The organism is Cellulophaga sp. Hel_I_12 (assembly GCF_000799565.1).
GTDB lineage: Bacteria > Bacteroidota > Bacteroidia > Flavobacteriales > Flavobacteriaceae > Cellulophaga.
In genome coordinates this window covers 3,804,907-3,829,518 of sequence record NZ_JUHB01000001.1, presented here as the reverse complement: position 1 = coordinate 3,829,518, position 24,612 = coordinate 3,804,907, and the positions used below count along the sequence as shown (strand labels likewise).

The 24,612-nt window shown below is 34.0% G+C and carries 22 protein-coding genes and 1 other RNA gene; 10 read left to right on the top strand and 13 right to left on the bottom strand.

Going from position 1 to position 24,612, the window contains the following annotated elements; translation table 11 throughout:
* The first annotated feature begins 60 nt into the window (after nucleotides 1–60).
* Nucleotides 61–798 carry an LPS export ABC transporter ATP-binding protein gene (lptB, locus tag GQ45_RS16665; protein ID WP_047419734.1) on the top strand — a complete coding sequence of 246 codons (738 nt, stop codon included), beginning with the start codon at nucleotides 61–63 and terminating at the stop codon, nucleotides 796–798.
* Between the two features lie 3 nt (nucleotides 799–801).
* Here the strand turns inward: lptB and GQ45_RS16660 are convergent, their stop codons facing one another.
* Both GQ45_RS16660 and GQ45_RS16655 read right to left on the bottom strand, forming a co-directional pair.
* Entirely contained in the window at nucleotides 802–1,251 is a 450-nt protein-coding gene (locus GQ45_RS16660; protein WP_047419733.1) for a pyridoxamine 5'-phosphate oxidase family protein, read from the bottom strand.
* Between the two features lie 441 nt (nucleotides 1,252–1,692).
* Nucleotides 1,693–2,436, bottom strand: coding sequence for a phosphatidylcholine/phosphatidylserine synthase (locus GQ45_RS16655; protein WP_047419732.1), 744 nt, complete (start codon nucleotides 2,434–2,436; stop codon nucleotides 1,693–1,695).
* A gap of 273 nt (nucleotides 2,437–2,709) precedes the next feature.
* On the opposite strand from GQ45_RS16655, the gene GQ45_RS16650 reads away from it, so the two are divergent.
* The 7 genes from GQ45_RS16650 to GQ45_RS16620 all read left to right on the top strand — a co-directional run bounded on the left by GQ45_RS16650 (nucleotide 2,710) and on the right by GQ45_RS16620 (nucleotide 12,587).
* A complete protein-coding gene (locus GQ45_RS16650) occupies nucleotides 2,710–3,888 on the top strand; it encodes a DUF4105 domain-containing protein (protein ID WP_047419731.1) in 1,179 nt (392 codons plus the stop codon).
* Between the two features lie 50 nt (nucleotides 3,889–3,938).
* Nucleotides 3,939–5,825, top strand: coding sequence for an ABC-F family ATP-binding cassette domain-containing protein (locus tag GQ45_RS16645; RefSeq protein WP_047419730.1), 1,887 nt, complete (start codon nucleotides 3,939–3,941; stop codon nucleotides 5,823–5,825).
* A 42-nt stretch (nucleotides 5,826–5,867) separates the two neighbouring features.
* Nucleotides 5,868–6,356: a hypothetical protein gene (locus tag GQ45_RS16640; protein WP_156125459.1), complete on the top strand. Its 489-nt coding sequence runs from the start codon at nucleotides 5,868–5,870 to the stop codon at nucleotides 6,354–6,356.
* Between the two features lie 363 nt (nucleotides 6,357–6,719).
* Complete coding sequence (locus GQ45_RS16635; RefSeq protein WP_047419728.1) at nucleotides 6,720–7,292, top strand: cob(I)yrinic acid a,c-diamide adenosyltransferase; 573 nt, start codon at nucleotides 6,720–6,722, stop codon at nucleotides 7,290–7,292.
* Nucleotides 7,293–7,435: 143 nt separating this feature from the next.
* Nucleotides 7,436–7,660: a DUF2795 domain-containing protein gene (locus GQ45_RS16630; RefSeq protein ID WP_013551418.1), complete on the top strand. Its 225-nt coding sequence runs from the start codon at nucleotides 7,436–7,438 to the stop codon at nucleotides 7,658–7,660.
* 174 nt (nucleotides 7,661–7,834) lie between these two features.
* The gene (secA, locus tag GQ45_RS16625; RefSeq protein ID WP_047419725.1) at nucleotides 7,835–11,197 is read left to right on the top strand and encodes a preprotein translocase subunit SecA; all 3,363 of its coding nucleotides are present in this window, start codon (nucleotides 7,835–7,837) and stop codon (nucleotides 11,195–11,197) included.
* A 181-nt stretch (nucleotides 11,198–11,378) separates the two neighbouring features.
* A complete protein-coding gene (locus tag GQ45_RS16620; RefSeq protein ID WP_047419722.1) occupies nucleotides 11,379–12,587 on the top strand; it encodes a sensor histidine kinase in 1,209 nt (402 codons plus the stop codon).
* Between the two features lie 115 nt (nucleotides 12,588–12,702).
* Here the strand turns inward: GQ45_RS16620 and GQ45_RS16615 are convergent, their stop codons facing one another.
* From GQ45_RS16615 to GQ45_RS16605, 3 genes are all read right to left on the bottom strand, one after another.
* Nucleotides 12,703–12,945, bottom strand: a complete 243-nt coding sequence (locus tag GQ45_RS16615; protein ID WP_047419718.1) for a hypothetical protein — start codon at nucleotides 12,943–12,945, stop codon at nucleotides 12,703–12,705.
* Nucleotides 12,946–13,388: 443 nt separating this feature from the next.
* Nucleotides 13,389–13,631 (bottom strand): hypothetical protein, encoded by a 243-nt coding sequence (locus GQ45_RS16610; protein ID WP_047419720.1) that lies wholly within the window; start codon nucleotides 13,629–13,631, stop codon nucleotides 13,389–13,391.
* 617 nt (nucleotides 13,632–14,248) lie between these two features.
* Nucleotides 14,249–14,491: a hypothetical protein gene (locus GQ45_RS16605; RefSeq protein WP_047419718.1), complete on the bottom strand. Its 243-nt coding sequence runs from the start codon at nucleotides 14,489–14,491 to the stop codon at nucleotides 14,249–14,251.
* 410 nt (nucleotides 14,492–14,901) lie between these two features.
* Between GQ45_RS16605 and GQ45_RS16600 the strand changes: the two genes are divergently transcribed.
* Nucleotides 14,902–15,117: a DUF2945 domain-containing protein gene (locus tag GQ45_RS16600; RefSeq protein ID WP_047419716.1), complete on the top strand. Its 216-nt coding sequence runs from the start codon at nucleotides 14,902–14,904 to the stop codon at nucleotides 15,115–15,117.
* 84 nt (nucleotides 15,118–15,201) lie between these two features.
* On the opposite strand, the gene GQ45_RS16595 is transcribed toward GQ45_RS16600, so the two are convergent.
* The 4 genes from GQ45_RS16595 to GQ45_RS16580 form a co-directional block, all read right to left on the bottom strand.
* Nucleotides 15,202–15,780, bottom strand: a complete 579-nt coding sequence (locus tag GQ45_RS16595) for a hypothetical protein (protein ID WP_047419715.1) — start codon at nucleotides 15,778–15,780, stop codon at nucleotides 15,202–15,204.
* 107 nt (nucleotides 15,781–15,887) lie between these two features.
* A complete protein-coding gene (gene rlmF, locus GQ45_RS16590; RefSeq protein WP_047419713.1) occupies nucleotides 15,888–16,850 on the bottom strand; it encodes a 23S rRNA (adenine(1618)-N(6))-methyltransferase RlmF in 963 nt (320 codons plus the stop codon).
* A gap of 537 nt (nucleotides 16,851–17,387) precedes the next feature.
* Nucleotides 17,388–20,252 (bottom strand): pitrilysin family protein, encoded by a 2,865-nt coding sequence (locus GQ45_RS16585; protein ID WP_047419711.1) that lies wholly within the window; start codon nucleotides 20,250–20,252, stop codon nucleotides 17,388–17,390.
* Nucleotides 20,253–20,509: 257 nt separating this feature from the next.
* Nucleotides 20,510–21,226, bottom strand: coding sequence for a sulfite exporter TauE/SafE family protein (locus tag GQ45_RS16580; protein ID WP_047419709.1), 717 nt, complete (start codon nucleotides 21,224–21,226; stop codon nucleotides 20,510–20,512).
* A gap of 128 nt (nucleotides 21,227–21,354) precedes the next feature.
* On the opposite strand from GQ45_RS16580, the gene GQ45_RS16575 reads away from it, so the two are divergent.
* Nucleotides 21,355–21,783, top strand: coding sequence for an Lrp/AsnC family transcriptional regulator (locus GQ45_RS16575; RefSeq protein ID WP_047419707.1), 429 nt, complete (start codon nucleotides 21,355–21,357; stop codon nucleotides 21,781–21,783).
* Nucleotides 21,784–22,072: 289 nt separating this feature from the next.
* Here GQ45_RS16575 and rny read toward each other — a convergent pair whose 3' ends face one another.
* From rny to GQ45_RS16560, 4 genes are all read right to left on the bottom strand, one after another.
* A complete protein-coding gene (gene rny / locus GQ45_RS16570) occupies nucleotides 22,073–23,644 on the bottom strand; it encodes a ribonuclease Y (RefSeq protein WP_047419706.1) in 1,572 nt (523 codons plus the stop codon).
* 50 nt (nucleotides 23,645–23,694) lie between these two features.
* Nucleotides 23,695–23,805: non-coding RNA, 6S RNA (gene ssrS, locus GQ45_RS17920), on the bottom strand.
* A gap of 60 nt (nucleotides 23,806–23,865) precedes the next feature.
* A complete protein-coding gene (locus GQ45_RS16565; RefSeq protein WP_047419704.1) occupies nucleotides 23,866–24,162 on the bottom strand; it encodes a cell division protein ZapA in 297 nt (98 codons plus the stop codon).
* Between the two features lie 13 nt (nucleotides 24,163–24,175).
* Complete coding sequence (locus GQ45_RS16560; RefSeq protein ID WP_047419702.1) at nucleotides 24,176–24,466, bottom strand: hypothetical protein; 291 nt, start codon at nucleotides 24,464–24,466, stop codon at nucleotides 24,176–24,178.
* Between the last annotated feature and the right edge of the window lie 146 nt (nucleotides 24,467–24,612).

The following is a 24,612-nucleotide window of genomic DNA, read 5'->3' as shown; positions in this document are numbered from 1 at the left end:
GATTGAAAAATAAAATTTACCTCTTATACAAATAAGAATCCGGATATAGAATAACCATTTATGAAGTTACGTGCAGAAAATATAATGAAGTCGTACCGAGGTCGGCAGGTGGTTAAAGGTATTTCTTTAGAAGTAAACCAAGGTGAAATTGTAGGCCTTCTGGGGCCCAATGGTGCAGGTAAAACAACATCGTTTTATATGATTGTTGGTTTAATAAAACCAAATGGAGGAAATATCTATTTGGATGATATGGATATAACCAAATTCCCTATGTACAAAAGAGCACAAAACGGCATTGGATATTTGGCACAAGAAGCTTCGGTTTTTAGAAAATTAAGCATTGAAGATAATATTTTAAGCGTTTTACAACTCACGAAGCTCAGTAAAAAAGAGCAAGAAATGAAAATGGAATCGCTTATTGAAGAGTTTAGCCTAGGTCATATTCGCAAAAACCGTGGCGACTTACTTTCAGGTGGTGAGCGCCGAAGAACAGAAATTGCACGAGCTTTAGCCACAGATCCTAAATTTATATTGCTAGACGAACCCTTTGCAGGGGTTGATCCTGTGGCCGTAGAAGATATTCAACGTATTGTAGCGCAATTAAAGGATAAAAATATTGGTATTTTAATTACCGATCACAACGTTCAAGAAACTCTAGCCATAACAGAACGCTCTTATCTCATGTTCGAAGGCGGTATTCTTAAATCTGGAATTCCTGAAGACTTAGCTGCGGATGAAATGGTGCGTAAAGTTTATTTAGGTCAGAATTTTGAATTGCGAAAAAAGAAATTATTTTAGCTTTTATTCACGGCGTATTTTACCGGTCATTTCTTCAACATGAATGACAAATACAACCGGAATAAGACCGTTTTCAATTTTTACAGAAAACTCTCTAATAAAATCAAGATCTTTTAATTCTTTTTTCAAAATCACCTCCTTAACCCCCAGTGAAAACTCATGCAACATGGCCTTTGCCGTAATTCCATCAAGTTCTTCATAGGTGCCATGTGCTACAACAGATTGCCACTTATTTACCGATGCTATTTCAGAAACCTCTAAGGCAACCGCACTATTTGTTCGCAATGCCTTAATTTTGTGACCGTCGTTAGAATAACAAATAATTTTAGCATCATTATAAAAATAAGTGATCGGAATTACAAATGGTCTATTTTGATAAACGTATGCCAAATGCCCAATATAATTTTGCTGCAATAACAGTTCACATTCTTCTTGTTTTATAGATTTTATCATAAATCTAAGTTACAAATTATTGCCGATATGAAGAATGACAATTATCATTATTTTAATGCGTTATCCACACAATAAAACTTTATAAAAACACAAAGGGAATGATCTTATGTAGTGTTCGAAGTCGTTACGCGTATATTTGTCATTCCCGAAAACTTAGCTGCCCATTAAATGACGAATACAGGACATTTAAATCAACAATTTGAATTGAGAAAAAAGAAGCTATGTTAGGTTTGGTTTTAAATGAAATTCTTTATACTTACATTCCTTTTTGATGGTAACAAATAACCATTTCTACATTCATCTCAGCACTAAGTATATCTATAACCACAAACGTTTGGTCTAGCAGTGGAAACTAGATGCTCAAAATTTTAAAACAAAAAGATACAATTAAAAATTATACCACCTTTAACCCTTGTGTTAGTTAAGCCTATAGTTTACTGTTTAGGATATTTTCTTATGCTGAATATTATGACCAACAGACAACAAAATATAAAACACAATGATGGCCGGTACTGCCAAGTAGTGTAAGGTCGCTAAAAGTATAGCACTGATAATTAAAAATAGATAGCGTATTTCATTCCCAACAAAACTCCAATGTTTAAATTTTAAGGCAAAAAGTGGCATATTGGCATTTAATAAAAACGCACTTAAAAACGTAAGTCCTATTAAAAACCATGGATTTAAGATCATAGTATTTAAAATATCGTTGTTGTGGTAAAACAATATTAAGGGTAAGGAGATAATAAGCAGTGCATTTGCGGGTGTTGGTAAACCAATAAAAGAATCTGTCTGGTTTTCATCCACATTAAATTTCGCTAAGCGATAGCCAGAGGCTAAGGTAATGACAAAACCTAAAAGCGGCCATAAATTAGATATTTCTAAACTATCCGATAAAATGCCACTCGTTTCCCAACCATTTGAAAGTGACATTTCTAATAATTTAAACATAACCAAACCTGGCACCACTCCGCTAGTAACCATATCGGCAAGAGAATCTAATTGTAAGCCTAATTCGCTTTTTACATCTAATAAACGTGCAGCTAGGCCATCAAAAAAGTCAAAAATAATCCCTAAAAAAACAAAAAGTGCTACCATTTCAAATCTGTTATGAACAGCAAAAAGTATGGCTATACAACCGCAGAATAAATTTAATAAAGTAATCAAGTTAGGAATGTGCTTCTTCATTTTTTATGCTATTTTGGTAAAAATAACATAATTTTTAATCAAATAATTCATAAGCCCTATAAGAACTAATCCCAACTTTTATTTTAACTCCGTATTTTGCAGTCTAAGCCTTAATTTTGGTATTTTTGATTTTACTCATGACGGCTCCATACCTTATGATTGTTTTATTAAGCTATAAAAACCTCCCTAATCGGGTCTTAAAAAAAAGTCAAGACAAGATCTAATCAAAAAAAAACGTTGCATATTTGCCGTATGCTTGTGATTTTATAAGAGATGCGATTAAAAAAAATATTGTTAATAGGTGCTATTTTGATTTCAATAGGTGGTTTTTCACAGCCAGAATTGTCTTCGTCTTCAACCATTAGCATCCTTACTGTTGGTACAGCAGATGAATTGTATGCAAAATTTGGACATAGTGCTATCCGAGTGCAGGATCCTGTTTTAGGTATTGATGTGGTCTACAATTATGGCCATTTTGACTTTACCACACCCAATTTTTACATGAAATTTACCCGCGGAAAATTACTGTATAGCCTGGCAAGAGAGCGTTTCTCTAATTTTTTATACAATTATGAACTGGAAAATAGGTGGGTTCGCGAGCAAGAATTAAATCTTACTACCCCTCAAAAAAATAAAGTATTACAATTCTTAGAAAATAATTACCTCCCTGAAAATAGGTTTTACAAATACGATTTTTTGTTTGACAATTGTTCCACTAGGATTCCTGATGCCCTCGTAACGGTTTTAAAAGATGAATTAAGCTTTGATTATTCACATATACAAAACCGCTATACCTTTAGGGAATTACTGCACCAGAATTTAGACGTAAATTCATGGTCAAATTTCGGCATAGACCTTGCTCTCGGCTCCGTAATAGATCGCGAAGCGAGCCCTTATGAACAGCTATTTTTACCCATTTATGTGTACAAACAACTCTCTTTTGACAGCCTAAACGGTGAAAATTTTGTCATCAAAGACTCTTTATTATTAGATGAAAAACCAACAACATCTAGGGCAAATTTTTTAGGATCTCCTTTATTTTGGCTCAGCATAGCAGCCATTTTTATCTTGTTCATCACGTATCAAGATTATAAAAATAAGACAAGAACTCGTTGGTTAGACTTTGGGTTGTTTTTGACCACTGGATTAGCGGGTATGTTAATTGTATTTCTTTGGTTTGGTACAGACCACAAAGCTACCGCCAGTAATTATAATTTCTTATGGACTTTTCCTCTCAATTTCTTTATCGCTTTTTTGTTGGTTAAAAAAGCGACAATACCAAAATGGATCACTACCTATGTAATGGTGCTTCTAGTGTTCTTATTGCTAAGCCTTATACTTTGGGGTTTTAAAATTCAAGTTTTCTCACCTTTAGTACTGCTCATTATAGTGCCTTTGGCAGTAAGGTATCTATTTTTAATTTATAGTCATAGGTCAAGTAGAGTTCACTAACTTTGCTGCGGTAAAAAATAAATTTTTCAGTTTAACTTTCAATTTTCATAATGAACCTACTATCCGTAGAAAATATAGCCAAAGCCTATGGTGAAAACGTGTTGTTTTCAGACTTATCTTTTGGTATTAACAAGGACCAAAAAATAGCTTTAATTGCTAAAAACGGTACAGGAAAAACATCAATCTTAAATATTTTGTCGGGTTTAGATAGCCCAGATTCAGGCCAAGTAAATTTTAGAAAAGGCATTCGAGTTTCTTTTTTAGATCAAGAACCTGATTTAGACGAAAACTTATCAATTGAAGAAACTATTTTTGCTTCCGATAACGAAGTTTTGCAAGTCATTAGAGCCTATGAAAAAGCCTTGGAAAATCCAGATGATGCCGATGCCTACCAGACTGCTTTCGAAGGTATGGAACGTTTCCAAGCTTGGGATTTTGAAACACAATACAAACAAATTCTTTCTAAATTAAATTTGAACGACATTCACTTAAAAGTGAATATTTTATCAGGTGGACAAAAAAAGCGTTTAGCCCTCGCTAATGCATTGATCAATAAACCAGACTTATTGGTATTAGACGAACCTACCAACCATTTAGATTTAGAAATGATCGAATGGTTAGAGCAGTATTTTGCCAAAGAAAATATGACCCTTTTTATGGTGACACACGATCGGTATTTTTTAGAACGTGTATGTAATGAAATCATGGAACTTGAAGATGGCGTTTTATACAGTTACAAAGGAAATTATTCGTACTATCTTGAAAAAAAAGAAAACAGAATTGAGCAAGAAGCTACGGAACAACACAAATCTAAACTGTTGTTTAAAAAAGAACTCGATTGGATGCGTCGTCAGCCAAAAGCACGTACTACAAAATCTAAATCAAGAATAGATGATTTCTACGAAATAAAAGAACGCGCTAGTAAAAGAAGAAATGATAATGAAGTTGAATTAGAAATTAATATGGAGCGCATGGGAAGTAAAATTCTTGAGCTTCATAAAATCTCAAAATCATATCCTGGAAAGCCTATTCTAGATAAATTCGAGTACAACTTTTTAAGAGGTGAGCGCCTAGGGATTATTGGTAAAAATGGTACAGGAAAATCTACCTTCTTAAATATTATAAGTGGTCGAGATGAACCGGATAGCGGAAAAGTCATTGTTGGGGAAACCATTAAATTTGGATACTACACTCAAAAAGGCATCAATATTAAAGAAGGCCAAAAAGTTATTGATGTAATCCGTGAATTTGGCGACTATATTCCCTTAATGAAAGGACGACAAATATCAGCACAACAGCTTTTAGAACGCTTTTTGTTTGATCGTAAAAAGCAATACGATTTTGTGGATAAATTAAGTGGTGGTGAACGTAAGCGTCTGTATTTATGTACCATTTTAATTCAGAATCCTAACTTTTTAATTCTCGATGAGCCTACCAACGATTTAGATATTGTTACCCTAAACGTTTTAGAGAGTTTTTTAATGGATTTTCCGGGCTGCTTACTGGTAGTATCACACGACCGGTATTTTATGGATAAAATTGTAGATCACCTTTTTGTGTTTAGAGGAGATGCTGTGGTTGAGGATTTTCCTGGTAATTACTCAGACTATAGAAGTTATGAAGATAGTATTGTCATCGAAAATAGAAATACAAAAAAAGAAGTAGCAACACCAGTTGCTGTACATGCACAGGATAAAAATTCAAGAAAGACAGAAGAAAAGAAAAAACTTTCTTTTAACGACCAAAAAGAATTTAACAACCTGGAAAAAGAAATAAAAAAGCTTGAAGCTCAAAAAGAAGAAACCCAGCATAAGTTTACAGACGCTTCACTTTCGGGAGAGCAAATAGATAAGCTTGCTGTCGAACTCAAAGAGCTTGAAGATCAAATTGAAGCTAAAACAGAACGTTGGTTTGAAATATCGGCGCTATTAGAATAAGTAGTAGCCGCTTATAAAAGTCAAAAAAAAATAACACTAAAAATGTACTTTTTTAGTTACTTGAAATTCTTGGTTTCTGCCACCAATCAGCACGGTGTACACTCTCCATTTGTGTATGCTTTTGTGACAAAATGCCTATATGCTAAAAAAAAGTATAGTGCTCAAAAATCGACAAATATACTTTTAAACGTACTGAGCTATTTTAAGATGGAGTCCTTGCAAGTTGATAAAGAAAATGCTGCAATAGCGGATCAAATTTTAAAAATATTTCCAGAAATTGATCTCATTGGTTCTGAAGAAAACTTTTTGTATGTTAAGTCGATAAAGGAGGGTCAACTTTTAAAAAGAATAGCGGAAAATCAATTCCACAACGAAAGTATTTTTTTTATAGATGAAATTTTCAAGGAAAAAGATGCTTGGCAAAAACTAATTAAATCTGAAAAAATTACAGTGAGCATTGATCTTTTTTACTGTGGTTTGCTTTTTTTTAGAAAAGAACAAGTAAAAGAGGATTTTAAGATTAGGATTTAAACCGGTATTTTTGAACAACATCAGTATTAAAAAGGAGCATTATGAAGTACGGTTTATACATTCTATTTGTTTTACTCGCAATTGTTTTTGTTTACAATCTTATCAACAACAAAAAAAGAACTAAAAAAAGAAAGGATCGTAAGTTTTTAGATCGAAAAAAAGAATGATGGAAATGAATCTTAAAGCGATAAGCATCAGGTTAAATAGCATGTAAGAGAAACTAGGGTATGGCATCAACAAAGAAACCCTTATCAACTACTCCTTATTTTCTTGGTAGCATGCAGTTACATTCGCTGAGTACTCAGAAATCGGGAATAAAAAAATTAATTCAATAGTAGAGACTAGATATTTAGATACTAAATTATGAAAATATATACAAAAACGGGTGATAAAGGAACAACTGCCCTATTCGGCGGCACGAGAGTAGCAAAACACCATATAAGAATAGAAAGTTACGGTACCATTGACGAACTTAACTCTTGGATTGGGTTAATTCGTGATCAAAAAATAGAGCAACACGCCAAGGACATCTTGATACAAGTTCAAGATAAGCTCTTTGTTATAGGTGCTGTTTTAGCCACAGATCCTGAGAAAGCTATTTTAAAAAATGGCCAAGAACGTTTAAATATCAATAGAATTAGCGATGCGAATATTGCACTTTTAGAAACAGAAATGGATGCTATGGAAGAACAACTAACGCCAATGACTCATTTTTTATTACCTGGTGGCCACACCACAGTGTCATACTGTCATATTGCTAGAACAGTATGTCGTCGTGCTGAACGTTTAGCATCGCATTTAAATGAATTAGAACCCTTTGAAGCTAATGTATTGTCTTATATTAATCGACTTTCTGATTATTTATTTGTGTTATCTCGAAAATTAGCGGTAGAACTTCAGGCAGATGAAATAAAATGGATTCCAGAAAAAAAATAATTAAGCCCTAAAATGGGCACTAAAAGCCTTTATTTCAATACGATACCCCTTACTTCTGCATAAATAAAAATATTAAGCACAAATTTACTTGTATATATCATTTTAAAATTTATTTTTGCAAAAATTAAAAACAGACTACTAACATGTATTGGACTTTAGAATTAGCATCGTATTTAAGTGATGCACCCTGGCCAGCTACCAAAGACGAATTAATAGATTACGCTATTAGAACCGGTGCTCCATTGGAGGTTGTAGAAAATTTACAATCCATGGAAGAAGAAGGTGGTGAAATTTACGAATCTATTGAAGAAATTTGGCCAGATTACCCAACGGAAGAAGATTACCTCTGGAATGAGGACGAATATTAAAATAGAATCGAATAACATTAAAAAAGTCTCATCTGAGGCTTTTTTTTTACTTAATTTTGAGCTAGATTAGGTTAGCCTGATCGAAATTGTATAGAGAGATCATTCTGTCATGTTTTTCTACCAAAAATCGTTTGGTATGGTTATGGCATATTATTATATAAATAAATTACTAGTATGAGTATTTTAAATTCAGTTTTAAAAATTTTCGTAGGAGACAAGGCAAAAAAAGATGTCAAAGCACTACAACCTATAATCGATCAAATTCATTCCTTTGAAAAAGAGCTTGAGCAATTAAGCCTTGATGAAATCAGAAATAAAACCTTGGCATTTAAAGAGCAAATAAGCCAAGACTGTAAAGAAATTAACGATAAAATTGCCGCACTTCAAGCCGAGGTAAAAGCTTCAAAAGATATTGATAAAAATGAAGATATTTATGCGGAAATCGACAAACTAAAAGAAGAGTCTTATAAGATATCAGAAAAAACATTAGAGACGATTCTTCCTGAGGCATTTGCTGTTGTTAAAGAAACTGCAAAGCGCTTTAAAAATAACGAAAACTTAATTGTAACAGCCACAGAATACGACAGGGAACTCTCAGGAACCAAAGATTATGTAACTCTCGATGGGGATAAAGCTATTTGGAAAAATTCTTGGAACGCTGCAGGAAAAGAAGTCACTTGGGATATGGTACATTACGATGTACAATTAATTGGCGGTATTGCATTACACCAAGGTAAAATAGCCGAAATGCAAACCGGAGAAGGTAAAACTTTAGTAGCAACCCTTCCACTCTATTTAAATGCATTAACAGGAAACGGAACACACTTAGTAACCGTAAACGATTATTTAGCAAAACGTGATAGTGCTTGGATGGCTCCTATATTTCAATTTCATGGGATGACTATTGAGTGTATCGATAACCACCAACCAAATTCTGAAGGAAGACGCAGTGCTTATAATGCAGATATTACCTATGGTACCAATAATGAATTTGGTTTTGACTACCTGAGAGATAATATGGCACACACACCAAGCGACTTGGTGCAACGCCCCCACAACTTTGCGATTGTCGATGAAGTAGATTCTGTTTTAGTGGATGACGCGCGTACGCCATTAATTATTTCTGGTCCAGTCCCAAAAGGCGATATTCATGAATTTGATCAGTTAAAACCAAAGGTCAATGACTTAGTACTGCTGCAGAAGCAATATTTAACCGGTGTTTTAGCTGAGGCTAAAAAATTAATTGCCGCTGGTGATACCAAAGAAGGTGGTTTTCAATTATTGCGTGTATATCGAGGCTTACCAAAAAACAAAGCATTGATCAAATTTTTGAGTGAAGAGGGTGTTAAACAACTGCTTCAAAAAACTGAAAATTTTTATATGCAAGACAACAACCGTGAAATGCCCAAGGTTGATGAGGAATTATGGTTTGTTATCGATGAAAAAAATAACCAGATAGAACTTACTGAAAAAGGAGTTGAGCATATTTCTGGAGAAGACGATAAAGAATTTTTTGTGATGCCAGATATTGGTGGTGAAATAGCAAAAATCGAAAAGCAAAACCTTGATATTGAAAAGGAAGCAGAATTAAAAGAAGTTCTGTTTCAAGACTTTGGGGTAAAAAGCGAACGCATCCACACTTTAAATCAATTATTAAAAGCATATACCTTATTTGAAAAAGATGTGGAGTATGTAGTAATGGAAAATAAAGTAATGATTGTCGACGAGCAAACAGGTCGTATCATGGATGGTCGCCGTTATTCTGACGGATTGCATCAAGCTATTGAGGCGAAAGAAAATGTAAAAATTGAAGCCGTTACTCAAACTTTTGCAACTGTAACTTTACAAAATTACTTCAGAATGTACAGCAAGTTAGCTGGTATGACTGGTACGGCAATTACAGAAGCAGGAGAATTTTGGGAAATCTACAAACTAGATGTTATGGAGATTCCTACGAACAGACCTATTGCACGCGAAGATCGTAACGACTTAATTTACAAAACAAAAAGAGAAAAATACAACGCGATTATAGAGGAGGTCACCAAACTTTCTAATGCAGGCAGACCAGTACTTATTGGAACCACATCTGTAGAAATTTCAGAACTTTTATCGCGCATGTTAACGCTTCGTAAAGTACCACATAATGTACTGAACGCAAAATTACACAAGAAAGAAGCTGATATTGTAGAAGAAGCTGGTAAATCAGGAATTGTTACTATTGCTACAAACATGGCTGGTAGAGGTACCGATATTAAACTATCTGAACAAGTAAAGAAAGCCGGTGGTTTAGCCATTGTTGGAACAGAGCGTCATGATTCTCGAAGAGTTGACCGCCAGTTAAGAGGTAGATCCGGACGTCAAGGAGATACCGGAAGCTCCCAATTTTATGTTTCTTTAGAAGATAACTTGATGCGTTTATTTGGCTCAGATAGGGTCGCTAAAATGATGGATAAAATGGGCTTAGAAGAGGGTGAGGTTATTCAACATTCGATGATGACCAAATCTATTGAACGCGCTCAGAAAAAAGTAGAAGAAAATAACTTTGGTGTTCGTAAGCGTTTATTGGAGTATGATGATGTGATGAATGCTCAACGTGAGGTGATATACAAAAGAAGACGACACGCACTGCATGGAGAACGTTTAAAAGTAGATATCGCCAATATGATTTATGATACTTGCGAAGTTATCGCCGAAACCAATAAAAACGCAAGCGATTATAAAAATTTTGAGTTTGAGCTTATAAAGTATTTTGCAATTACTGCCCCTATCTCAGAAGAAGAATTTACAAAAAAAACCATCCAAGAGATAGCTACCTTACTTTATAAAAAGGCCTATGAGCACTACTTGGAAAAAATGGATAGGAGCGCTACTAGTGCCTACCGGGTTATTAAAAATGTATATGAAGAAGAAGCTAATAAATTTGAACGTATTGTAGTTCCTTTTTCTGATGGGATTAAAACCTTTAACATTGTTACAGATTTAAAGGAAGCTTATGAAAGTGACGGAAAACAGTTAATTAATGATTTTGAAAAAAATATTACATTAGCTATCGTTGATGATGCTTGGAAGGTTCATTTAAGAAAAATGGATGAATTAAAGCAGTCGGTACAATTAGCGGTTCACGAACAAAAAGATCCTCTTTTAATTTATAAGTTCGAAGCCTTTGAACTTTTTCAAAAAATGATTGAAAAAGTGAATAAAGAGGTGGTATCGTTCCTATACAAAGGAGACATTCCGAACGGAAACAATACCAATATTCAGGAGGCAAGAAATGTGAACCGTCCAAAAGAAAAATTGAACTTAAATAAAGAAGAGGTTTTAAATAGTGATGAGTTAGCTGCTCAGAACCGTTCTGTAGGCCAAAACCAAGGGAATAGACCGCAAGTTACTGAAACCATAACGCGAGAAGCTCCAAAAATTGGACGTAATGACAGAGTAACCATCAAAAATGTACTCTCTGGTGAAAGCAAAACCTTAAAATACAAACAAGCAGAGCCATTAGTTTCTAAGGGAGAATGGGTTATTACGGAACATTAATTGATCTTTACTTATATTATTTCAAAAACGACAGCAAAAAAAAGCTGTCGTTTTTGATTTTCATCAAAAACATAATTAGCTTTACAATATGATAAGCAATAGCTACTTTAATATGAAATTACTTATCTTCATACCTTAAGAGCTCTTAATAAAGATAATTACTAGTAAGTAAAAAAACTGAATGGCATACCAACAGCGCCTTAAAACAAAAACCAAGTTAACCTTAAAGGTAAGTTACTTTTCCTCAGGACTTTCATTTTTATTTGGTTTATCGTGTATTTATCTCCTAGAAGTGTACCGTATCATCCCCTATATTTTTATTGGATTTTCGCTTCTGAACCTACTAAACATTAGTGCTTTTAAATTTCACAAAAATCTAACAGTAACCTATAACATAAGTTCTTTTCTAGCATTAATTAGTGCCGTGCTCATTACTATGTACAGCGGTGGCATCAATAGTGCCTTTATATTTGTTTTAGCACTTATTGTCTTTGGAGGCTATGTTACCACTAAAAAATACGGTAAATTTTATTTGTATCTGGTTTTTCTAATTGTAAGTTTAATTTATATTGAAAGTATTGCTGAACTCAAGTTTCTAGTGAACGTTGTTCCCGAATCCTCAAGAAATTTATTTAGCTTTATGAGTATCATGTTTTCTGTTTACTTATTAGGAGGTGTTTTTGGAAAAGTGTTGGTTAAAACGCATTATGACCTCTACAGATCTAAGATGGAAGTAGAACAACAGGTTAAGGAAAAAGAAACACTACTTAAAGAAGTACACCATAGAGTTAAAAACAACTTACAAACGGTTTCAAGTTTATTGAGTTTACAGGCCCGTAGCATGAATGATCCTGAAATGAAAAGCATGATAAAAAGTAGCCAAAACAGAGTAAACTCTATGGCTATGGTACACGAAATGTTATATATGCGAGAAGATTTATCGAAAATAGAATATAAATCTTATGTCGAAGAACTCAGTGATTATTTAGTGCGGTCTATAAAAGGTACAGATAATAAAATTAAAGTAGCCATCGATATCATCGATATTAATTTAGGAATCGACACTGCCATTCCCTTAGGCTTATTAATTAATGAAGCTATCACTAATTCTTTAAAATACGGTATTAAAGATAATGGTGAAGGAGAAATTAATATTACCCTAAAAAAAGAAAATGAAGACGACTATGTCCTAAATATTGGAGATGACGGAGAGGGTTACGCAGAAAACATCAATCCGCAAACCACAAAATCTTTAGGCTTAAAGCTTATTTACAACCTTACAAGGCAGCTCAAAGGCTCTATTTTAAAAGATGATAATAAAAAAGGCACCAATTATATCATAAAGTTCAAAGAGATAGGCCAACACTTTCAAGCTATCGGAGCTCAATAAATCTACTTCCTATCTGCTTTTACCTTTATAAGTTTGGTAAACGTTGTTTTATTCTTAAAATAAAATAATGAAATAATGGTTGAAATGCCTACGAAAATTAAAATACCTATCATAATTACGCTAATTTAGATTTGTTTGCTTTAGTTGCGAAAGACAACTCTTTTTTTACTTTGTAATTCTTATCCATGTACAAACGAGCTACTTTAGTTTCGTTAGCATTTAAAACCGACTCGATTGTTGGTGTAACCAAAACAACAGTTTCTATAGTCACTTCTACTTTAACATTAACAGTGTTTTCTTGAGCTTGAGCGAAAAGACCTGTAAAAAGAATAAATAAGATAGTTAAGATAGTTTTCATGACTTGTGGTTTAATTACACTGTAAAGATACCCCCGTGATGAAGCCTATTTCGCGAAAAATCGGTCAGTCCCGTTTATCTATCGGTGAATGAAAATTATCTAGATGTAAACAACATTTTTACCGTTTACCGAAAATGCATTGAAAATTCATTGGCCGAACTAATGTGTTTTTTATCGGAATTTCTAATTTGACATCCGTATTGAAAGCTGTCCAAAACGCTGCTTTTGAGTTGAAAGTGATGGAATAAATTAAGTAGTGGCTACTAAAAATCTTATGGTTTGTGAACTTAGTGAAAGATAAAATGCCTTGTATTTGATGTAAGAGATATCCATAAATAACCAAATTGGCAGCTACTCTGATGTTTATTTGAATGGATTTTTATAAACTACTACTTCGAGTGGAATTTTTATTTCAGGAAGTGTGAAAATAAAAGGGAGATGAATTAGGCTAATTTAGATTTGTTGGCTTTAGTTGCGAAAGACAACTCTTTTTTTACTTTGTAATTTTTATCCATATACAAACGAGCTACTTTAGTTTCTTTAGCATTTAAAACCGACTCGATTGTTGGTGTAACCAAAACAACAGTTTCTATAGTCACTTCTACTTTAACATTAACAGTGTTTTCTTGAGCTTGAGCGAAAAGACCTGTAAAAAGAATAAATAAGATAGTTAAGATAGTTTTCATGACTTGTGGTTTAATTACACTGTAAAGATACCCCCGCGATGAAGCCTATTTCGCCATACATCGGTCAGTCCCGCTTATCTATCGGTGAATGAAAATTATCTAGATATCAGCAACATTTTCGCCGTTTACCGAAAATGTATTGAAAATTCATTGACCGAACTATTGTGCTTTTTATCGGAATTTCTAATTTGACATCCGTATCGAAAGCTGTCCAAAACGCTGCTTTGGAGTTGAAAGTGATGGAATAAATTAAGTAGTGGCTCCTAAAAATCTTACGGTCTGTGAACTTAGTGCAGGGTAAAATGCCTGATGAGTAATTTCAAGGATCTTTAAATGACCCAATTTGTAGCTACTGTGATATTCTTTTAAATAGCTTTTTATAAACTACTACTTCGAGTGGTATTTTTATTTCAGAAAGTGTGAAAATAAAAACATGAGCAAACTATAACCAATAGCTTCTGCTACTTCTATTTATGTATTCCTAAAAAGGAGTCTGTTAGAAACACAAAAATTCTTAGCGCTACGGGTAGTCAATTCGTGTTTATAAAATTTAAGGGAGAACGGTAATTTTAGAAAATGCGGTAAGGCTATGTCGTTTAAAATAAAAGGGAGATGAATTAGGCTAATTTAGATTTGTTAGCTTTAGTTGCGAAAGACAACTCTTTTTTTACTTTGTAATTCTTATCCATATACAAACGAGCTACTTTAGTTTCGTTAGCATTTAAAACTGACTCGATTGTTGGTGTAACCAAAACAACAGTTTCTATAGTCACTTCTACTTTAACATTCACAGTGTTTTCTTGAGCTTGAGCGAAAAGACCTGTAAAAAGAATAAATAAGATAGTTAAGATAGTTTTCATGACTTGTGGTTTAATTACACTGTAAAGATACCCCCGCGATGAAGCCTATTTCGCCATAAATCGGTCAGTCCCGCTTATCTATCGGTGAATGAAATTTATCTAGATATCAGCAACATTTTCACCGTTTACCGAAAATGCATTGAAAATTCATTGACCGAACTATTGTGCTTTTTATCGGTAAAATATTTTTTAAGCTTCTAGATTACTGTTGCCTAAGTTGACTTAAAAACAAAAAGTGAAGCTAATTGAACTTTAGCATCTTGCTCTAAAGCAGTATTAAATTAAAGTTGTCTTTCATGCTACCCGTTTGTTTTTAATATTTACCATGGTGCATATGGATCAATATTTTATCTGGATTGCGACCCCAAAAAGGCAAGCAATGAAGGATCTTTGTATAAAATTAAGTAGCTATGATACAGAAAGGCAGCAGAGTACAATGGAAATGGGGAAACGGATTTGGAAGAGGAACAGTTAAAGAGACCTATACCGAGTCTATTACCAAGACCATAAAAGGTTCCGAAGTTACACGACATGGAGAGGTAGGCAATAAAGCTTTGTTTATTGAACAAGAGGATGGTGATTTTGTTTTAAAGAGTGAGAACGAGGTAGCGCGCGAAGATGAATAAATAACATTCATTAATGTATCTTGCTCCTGAACCACTTCGGGGTACTTGAAATTTGAGAATTAGTTTGGAGCCACTTAGAACTTACTACAGCGCTTTTTCGGCAGCTCTTATATTTTTGTTGATTTTAGGATAGGTCAAAACAAACCTACTGATGCTGATTCCATAAAATAAAAGCACAGGAATTCTTATATAGCCCCAGTATGGATTCAGCCTATCTGAAAAAATCTGAAGGAGTCCAAAAATAAAAATCACCAAGACCAAAGGAATTAGATACTTGTAGTTTTTAAGTTTGTTGTTTAGTACGTTAATGATCATTTTCAATTCAGAATTTAAGGCTTCAAGGCCTTCAAAATCTGTAGCTTTATTTATTTTTTTGAGATGATTCAATAGCTTTAATTCGTAAAAATACTCTGGTAATCCCAAAGAAAAGCTTACACTAAAAATAACTAATAACCCCATTTTATCCCATTTAAAAACCTCTATGCCTAAGGGTTCCAAAAGAATAGTAGAAATAACAATACAAATACAAGGCAAAGCAATAAGCGCATTAATAATTGTTAGCCCTGTAAGGCTTTGAATTCTTTTGTCTATACCCTTGGGTAAGCTTACATTAGCTTTAAAAGAAACAATGATGTTCTTTCTTTCGTTAATTTTAGTATTCATAGCTTCTTAACCTGGTGTTATTGCTCCAAGATAAATATATCCAAATTAACCTAATAAAGGAAAAAATTTTTAGTTGTACTGCATCGGCATTTCGAAAAGAGGCTTACTTATAGTTTCCACCTCGTTGTTCTCCACGCTTTCTGTTCTTCTTTGGTTAAGAACGTCCAAGCCACAATTCTACTCGATTTATTACCGGTACCTATGGGAATCGTTTTTACCTGATTGGCATCCGCTTTTTCTAAGGCTTTATAAATTCCTGTCAGATTAGATTTTTTAGAGACTAAGCTTGTAAACCAAAAGCAGTTTTTGCCAAAATTTTTACTTTCTCTAATCATATTGGTAATAAACTTAAGTTCACCACCCTCACAAATAAGCTCCGTACTAATTCCTGCAAAATTAAGATCAGGCTGTTTTTCATTTTTCCCAGACAAATTCTTGATTTTTCGGAGTGCTCCCTTTTCAGCCTCCTCCACTGATGCATGAAAAGGTGGGTTGCACAAGCTTACATCAATTTTATCTTCCTTATCTAGGATACCATATAAAACATCTTTTCGATTTTCCTGTAACCTACAATCAATTTTATCCTTAAGTGCTGCATTACTCGCTACAATATGCTGTGCTGATGCAATAGATTTTGGATCAATATCTGAGCCAATAAAGTTCCAATCGTATGTGGTAACGCCTATAATAGGATAAATGCAATTAGCGCCAACACCAATATCTAAACACCTAATCTTATCCCCTTTTGGAATCACACCAAAATTGCTTTCCGCTAACAAATCAGCGACATAATGTATATAATCTGCTCTCCCTGGAATAGGCGGACATAAATTTTCATCAGGAAAATCCCAATTCTTTATCCCGTAATAGTGACTTAATAAGGCCTTGTTAAGAAGTTTTACAGCACTAGCATTCGAAAAATCAACGGTATCTTCGCCATGCAAATTAGGCTTTACATACTGTGCCAACTCAGGAGTTGCAGTGACTAAAGCTGGTAAATCATACCTATCGCGATTTTTGTTTCTGGTATGTAGTTTTTTCTTTTCTTGTTGCTTTTTTTCTTTGGACATGAGTAGGCTAGTTTTCTTATATTTCATTGAAATGTACCCTTCTTTAATTTCATGGGGGTACTTCTTGTTTTTCTTCACATAGATGCACCTGTAAGATTCAATTTCTTTTTTGACTTAAGGAGTTTAGCTATAAATCACGACATATGCTCGCTTTTGAAATTCGCAAGGTTTTTCCATAAGGCTCTGAACCCAGAAATCATTAGCCCTTTTAAAAGCACAAAGGTAGCACTTCTAATCCCTTCTTTTATGAATTTATGATCTCAATAGCCTAAAGATAGTCTCTGAAAAAAATTCAACTACTAGTTGTGCAGCTACACCATGTAATATGCTGTATCTTAGTAATAAATACCTGTCAAAGCTCAACAAAATGAAAAAATTAAAAAGACCAACCTTAAAAATCTCTGGAATTGTTTTGGCTATAATCTTATTCAGCTTATTACTTTTTAGATTTTTATTCGCCTAACAAATTCAAAAATTAAACTAAAAAAAAGGTCGATGCATACACATCAACCTTTTTAAATATAGCATTAAACAGACTTAGTTTTTTACCCCATCCATTTTTGCTTCTTCTCCTTCTTTATTAATTAATAATACCTCATCAAAGCCCATAAGCTTAAATTGAGCATATTGCGTTGCTGCATCACCTACTACTAAATAAGCCATCTTTGATTCATCTAATAATTTGTTAGCTAAAGCCTTATGTTGCTCCAAGCTCATGTTTCTGATGATTTCCTCTTCCTTTTCTATATAATTAGGATCCAAACCATATTCACTCATTTCTTGAAGCATACCTAATAAAGAGCCTTGTGTTTCAAAACGACGTGCATTAGACTTTATTAATGCATTCTTCGTAAAATCTAAATCTTCTTGAGAGATACCCTCTTTATACTTTTTAATTTCATCTTTGAAAATACTAACTGATTCTCCTGTAGTATTGGTTCTAACACTTGACGAAGCGGTAAAGGTTCCTGGTATTTTACTACCGCTAAACCTTGAATTTGCTCCATAGGTATATCCTTTTTCCTCTCTTAAAATTAAGTTTATATTCCCTGAAAAAGAACCACCTAACTTGTAGTTCATAACCTCGGCTGGAAAAAAGTCTTTGTCATTACGCGCCAAACCAATGTTACCAATAGTAATAACTGATTGTTTTGCTTCTGGTATATCTACAAAATACAAAGAAGCCTTATCACGGTTATTAGCAATAGGGTATTCTGGAATAGTTACTTCTTTTGCCGCCCATTCCGTTTCTAATCCTTTTAAGGTTTTTAAAGTTTTGGCTTTATCAATTTTACCTACTACGTGAATGGTGCTAATAGAAGGTGAGAAATTTTTAGCATAAAACGCTTTTAAATCTTCCATGGTAATTGCTTCAACAGAAGCAACTGTTCCACTCGTAGGATAGGCAAAAATATGATTGTCCCCATATAGCAATTTATTATATACCCTGTTAGCCACTGCATTTGGGTTCGCATCAGAGCGTTTTATATCGTTGATCGTGCTTGTTTTTTTCATAGCAAACTCTTCTGCGTCCCAACGTGGTTCTAATAAAATTTCTTTTACTAATTCCATCGTTTTATCAAAATTACGCACCAATGTATTACCACTTACAACAATAGCCTCTCTGCTGGTGTACATATTTATACTAGCGCCTAATAACTCTATTTCTTCTTCTAATTGCTCTGGAGTTTTATTGGCGGTACCTTCCATCATCATGTCGGTAATTAAATTTGCTACGCCATTTTTATCCATAGTATCTAACAGGTGACCTCCATCCATACGAATACTAAAGTTTACCGTAGGAATTTCGTTTTGTTCTATTCCATAAACTTTCATACCATTCGTTAAAGTAGATGACCAACTCGTAGGTATATTTAAACTTGGTGATTCACCCTGTGCAGGCTCTATAGAACGATCAATTAAAGAAGGCGTTTTTACAATTTCTTCATTGCTTTCTTCGATAACAGCTGCTACATTTTCTTTAATTTCTTCTTCTACCACAGGTGCTTTCTTGGAGTTTTCAGCGATCAATTCCATCTGACCTTTCGGTACAAAACTAGTAATTACGTAGGGCTTATCTTTAAGGTATTTGTTATACACCCTCATGATATCTTCTTTAGTAACCTTTTTAATGTTAGCGATATCTTTCTCAATAAAACCCGGATCTCCCGTAAAAGTATTGTACTGTGCTAATTGGAAAGACTTTCCTAACACACTACTAATTCCGTTATAAAAATCGGTTTCTAAGCCAGCTTTAATACGCTCGATATCACGATCTGTAACACCCTCTTTTTCGAACATAGCGAAAGCTTCAAAAATACCTTTTTCAATATCATTCAAACTTTTTCCAGAATTAGCCGTTACGGTAATATAAAACTCGCCTGCTAGTTCTTGTGAATTATTATAGGCATAAGAACTTGAAGTTAGCTCCTTCTCTTTTTCTAACACTTTATAAATAGGTGCTTTTTTTCCACTTGACAATAGCTCCGCTAAAAAATCTAAGGCATAAGCATCATCCGTGTATTGATAAGTCGTAGGCCAAACCATATTTAATTGTGCCGTATTTGCAAAATTATCTTCATGGTATAAACGAACGGTTTCAGCTATAGTAACTGCTTTTGGTTCAATTGGAGCAACTTCTTGTCTTCTTTTAATTTCACCAAAATATTTTTCAATCAAGGCTTTTGCATCTTCTTTTTCAAAATCGCCTGCTAGTACCAAAGTAGCGTTGTTTGGACCGTAAAATTTATCATAAAATTCTTTTACATCATCGACAGTGGCGTTTTGTAAATCGACCAATTCACCAATTACTTGCCAGTTGTATGGGTGGCCTTCAGGATATATATTTTTATCGATGACCCAACTTTCATGACCATAAGGGTTATTGTCTACACGTTGCCTTTTTTCATTTTGCACCACTTCCTGTTGATTGGTAAAGGCTGCTTGGGTAACGGTATTAATCAAGTAGCCCATACGGTCACTTTCTAACCAAAGCACCGTTTCCATAGCATTTTTAGGCACCACCTCATAATAAATGGTTCCATCTTTCCAGGTACCACCGTTTAAAGTTCCACCTGCATCTTGGATTTTTTTAAAAAACTGGTCTTGAGGAACATTTTCAGATTCCTGAAAAAGCATATGTTCAAATAAGTGAGCAAAACCAGTTCTTCCTGTTTTTTCTCGATTCGAACCTACCCCATACTGAATCGCTACAGATACAATCGGATCGCTTTTATCTTGATGTAAGATTACATCGAGACCGTTTTCAAGTTCATATTTTTCAAATTCTACAGCTAATAAAGCACTCTCAGGGCTTGCTTCTTTTTCTGTTTTACAAGATGTAAAACTTAATCCGGCAGCTAGTGCTATTAAAAATACATGTTTAAAGGATTTTTTTGTCATCATTTTTTATTGATTTTTGGTTCCACCAAGGTACAAATGACAATTTTCAAAAGATAAAAAAATATGTTAAATAAAACTATAAAATACTGAAAACGTACTAGTTAAAACATTAAGAACTAAATGAACGTAGATTTTCATATCAAAAAAATAACTACTACTATCTTAATGACGTAGCAATACCGCACTGTTTCAGAAAAAATTGCTTAAAGCCTAGCACTGCACTTTCTTGTGCAAAAAATCATTAAAGTTCGAGGCCTTTAAAAAAGTAGAATGAGGCCTGAAAAACATAGAAGACCTAATAATAATTTTTTAAACATATTTTCATTAATCTTCGTAAAAGTTCGTTTCCCTAAAAATTGTGCGAAAAGAAAAAACGGTATGACCAACAGGGTCATTTTTAAATGACTAAAATTTAATAAGTCGCTTACAGCTAATGCCGGAACGCGCGTTAGGGTTACCAGCCCTAAGACGCCTATCATGGTAGCTCTAAATGCTTTAATTTCTTTAACTGAATTTTCAATACAGATTACATACAGAGGTCCACCAGTGGAGAATACCCCTGAAAAAAATCCCGCCAATACGCCAAAACTAATGACCTCTCCTCTTTTTAGCTTTAACTTCGTTTTACCATATAATACATAAGCTACGTATATTAAAATAAAAATCCCCAATCCTTTTTTCAATAGTATAGGTTTTGAAAAAGTAAGTACTAAGATTCCTAAAAGGACTCCTATGATGGAGGTTAAGGCGAGTTTTAGAATTATTTTTTTATCTATATTTTTCCATTCTTTTGTAATTAAAAAAGCACTTGAAAACAGGTAGAATATTGAAATGTATGCAATTGCATCTGTTAATTCCATACCTAAAAGCAAAATAGGAAGCGCGATTAAGGATCCTGCAAAACCAATCACAGTTTGCACATAAAACCCTATAAAAATACCCAATATCAGGAGTATTAGAACTGTTATATCCATATAAAGAAAAAATCATGTATTGAGGTTAAAATTAAAAAACTTAGACATGATACTTCAATTGATTCAATGTCAATAAACACTTTTTTTACACGAAAAAATGTATATTTATAATAATAAAACACGAATCAATGCTGAGTACTATAGATATTCAAATAATCAAAATATTAAAAAAAAATTCTAGAGCCTCCTTTGCAGAAATTGGAAGAAAAATAGCTCTTTCACCCTCTTCTGTGCGTGAACGGATTCAGAAATTAGAAGATTTAGGCGTTATAAAATCGTATAGCATAAAACTTAACCATGCCATGATGGGGAATGGACTTGAGGTTTTTATAATGTTGAAAATATTTGACGGCAAGCTCCAATACATACTATCAGAGATTACCACCTATCCAGAAGTGCTAGAAGTTTTTAGAATTACGGGTCCTTATAATATACATATGCGCGTGGCGCTTCGTGACCAATTACACTTACAACAATTTGTAGATAAGCTTATTAAATATGGTAGTCCAACCACACACCTTATTCTTTCTGAGCTCAAAAATGAGGAAGAATTGTAAAAATTGAATTTCTTATGAATACCATCCAGTAGATGCGTATAGCATTGAAATAGCTACCGCTAATAGCACCTTATTTTACGCTACATGCATTGTTTAACAAACAATAGGGCTAAGGCATTCTAATTCATTTAAGGTGCCGCTTCTTCAGTGCTATTAAAAAATTAAAAATAGAACTTTAATTCACACAGCACTTTTAAGCATAAACCCAAGTACCTGCACTGTCGTTATAAAAACAAAAAGCGAACCCAATAAGGTTCGCCTTTAATGCTATACTGATCGGTAGTGCCTTTTATTTCGCTACGTTTACTGCTCTTGTTTCTCTTATGACCGTTACTTTAACTTGGCCGGGGTACGTCATATCGGTTTGTATTTTTTGTGAAATTTCAAAGGATAATTGTGCCGCCTTATCATCGCTTACCTTTTCACTTTCAACCATAACTCTTAATTCTCTACCTGCTTGAATGGCATAGGCCTTTTGTACGCCGCCAAACCCGAAGGCTATATCTTCTAAATCTTTTAAACGTTGAATATAGGAGTCTAACACTTGTCGTCGTGCACCTGGTCTAGCTCCGCTGATAGCATCACAAACCTGTACAATAGGTGAAATTAAAAATTTCATTTCAATTTCATCATGGTGCGCTCCAATGGCATTACATACTTCGGGTTTTTCTCCAAATTTTTCGGCCCATTGCATTCCCAAAATAGCATGTGGAGTTTCCATTTCTGCCTCTGTATTTGGTACTTTACCGATATCATGTAACAAACCTGCTCTTTTTGCCATCTTAACGTTCAAGCCAAGTTCAGCCGCCATAACACCACAAAGTTTTGCCACCTCACGCGAGTGCTGCAATAAGTTTTGCCCGTATGACGAACGATATTTCATTCTACCAACAGCACGGATTAATTCGGGATGTAAGCCGTGAATTCCTAAATCGATAATGGTACGCTTACCAATTTCTATAATTTCTTGTTCAATTTGCTTCTCGGTCTTTTTTACAATTTCCTCGATCCTCGCCGGGTGTATTCTACCATCAGTAACCAATTTATGCAAAGACAATCGAGCCACTTCTCTACGGACAGAATCAAAACAAGATAAGATGATTGCTTCTGGAGTATCATCAACCACAATTTCTACCCCTGTTGCCGCTTCTAAAGCTCGAATATTTCGACCTTCACGACCAATAATTCTACCCTTAACATCGTCCGATTCCAAATTAAATACTGACACACAATTTTCTATAGCCTCTTCTGTACCAATACGCTGTATGGTATTGATGATGATTTTTTTAGCTTCCTGCTGAGCGGTTAATTTTGCCTCTTCCATGGTCGTTTGCATGTAAGACATAGCGTCAGATTTTGCGGTTTCCTTCAGTGATTCTAAAAGTTGAGACTTAGCGTCCTCCGCAGACAGTCCAGAGATAACTTCTAGTTGCTGTACTTGGTTTTTATGTAGTTTATCTAATTCTGATTGTTTTTTGTCAAAAAAATCACTCTTGTAATCAATCTCTTTAATTTTTTCTTCTAGTTCGTCGCTAATTTTTTTGTTTTTCGCCAATTCACTACTCACTTGAGACTCTTTATCTCGTGTTCTCTTTTCTGCTTCTGAGATTTTCTTGTCCTTAGAGTTAATGACCTTTTCATGCTCTGCTTTTAATTCTAAAAACTTTTCTTTAGCTTGGAAAATTTTATCTTTTCTTATGTTTTCACCTTCTATTTTGGCCTCTTTAACAATGCTATCGGCTTCTTTTTTTGCACTCGATATGGTTTTAGAGGCTTTCCCTTTTTCCATTAATTTAGCAATGGTAAAACCTACTGCTAGGCCTACAACTACTGCTATTACTCCTATTGATGTACTGTCCATAATTTCAATTATTTATATAAAAAAACCCACATTGGGTCGAAGTTTTGTACAAACTCCAAAAAAACAGGTTTAGGGCTAACAAATTGCTCAAGGATCCTATTAAAAACAAGGCCTGCTTTTACAATCTAAACTCACCCTTTTCAAACAATTTAACGTTGAGTTTGTCAAAAATAATTACCAATGTGGGTAGTAATGTATGTATTTTAAAGAACGTTTTTAAGCTACTTAACGGCTAACTGTTGTGATACCAAATCGTCTAAAGCTTTTAACCTAGCTGTTACCTCTGTCGTATCTTCCATTTGCTCAATGCTCCTTTGCTCAATTTTTGAAGCGAATTGCAAGGCACACATGGCCAATACATCTTGTTTGTCCCTAACCGCATAGTTTTTCTCAAAATTCTTAGCAAGTTGCTCAATATTCTTAGCAGCCTTTCGCAAGCCTTCTTCTTGCTTAGGGTCTATCGTCAAAGGATAAACTCTGTCAGCAATTGAAAGTTTTATTTTGAGTTTTTCAGACATTATGTTTTAACTATTATTCAGATAATTGTGCTATACAATGATCTAAATCTCGAATTAATGTATTTATTTTAAGCTTAGCCTCGGTTTTATTCGTGTTACTACCCAACATAGCACTTGCTGTCTTTAGAGAATTATATTTTTCCTCCCAAGCCCGTAGCGAATCTTTAGCGCTATTATGATTTTGTTGAACCACAATAAGTTCTTCTTCTAACTCCGTTTTAGCTTGTTGCAATTGCCCTATCCTGTGCAATAACTTGCTAACTTTGTTTTCTAAAGAATCTACGATCTCTACTAATTCGCTCATGTGCAAACGCTATGCAATTTAAACAAAGTTAACATACATAATAAGACTACCCAATACTTTTTTAAATAATATTTTACTAAAGTTCTTTTCAACTTAAAATTCGGATTTAAAATCAACTATTTTTTAGCTTCTTAATATTTTTAAAT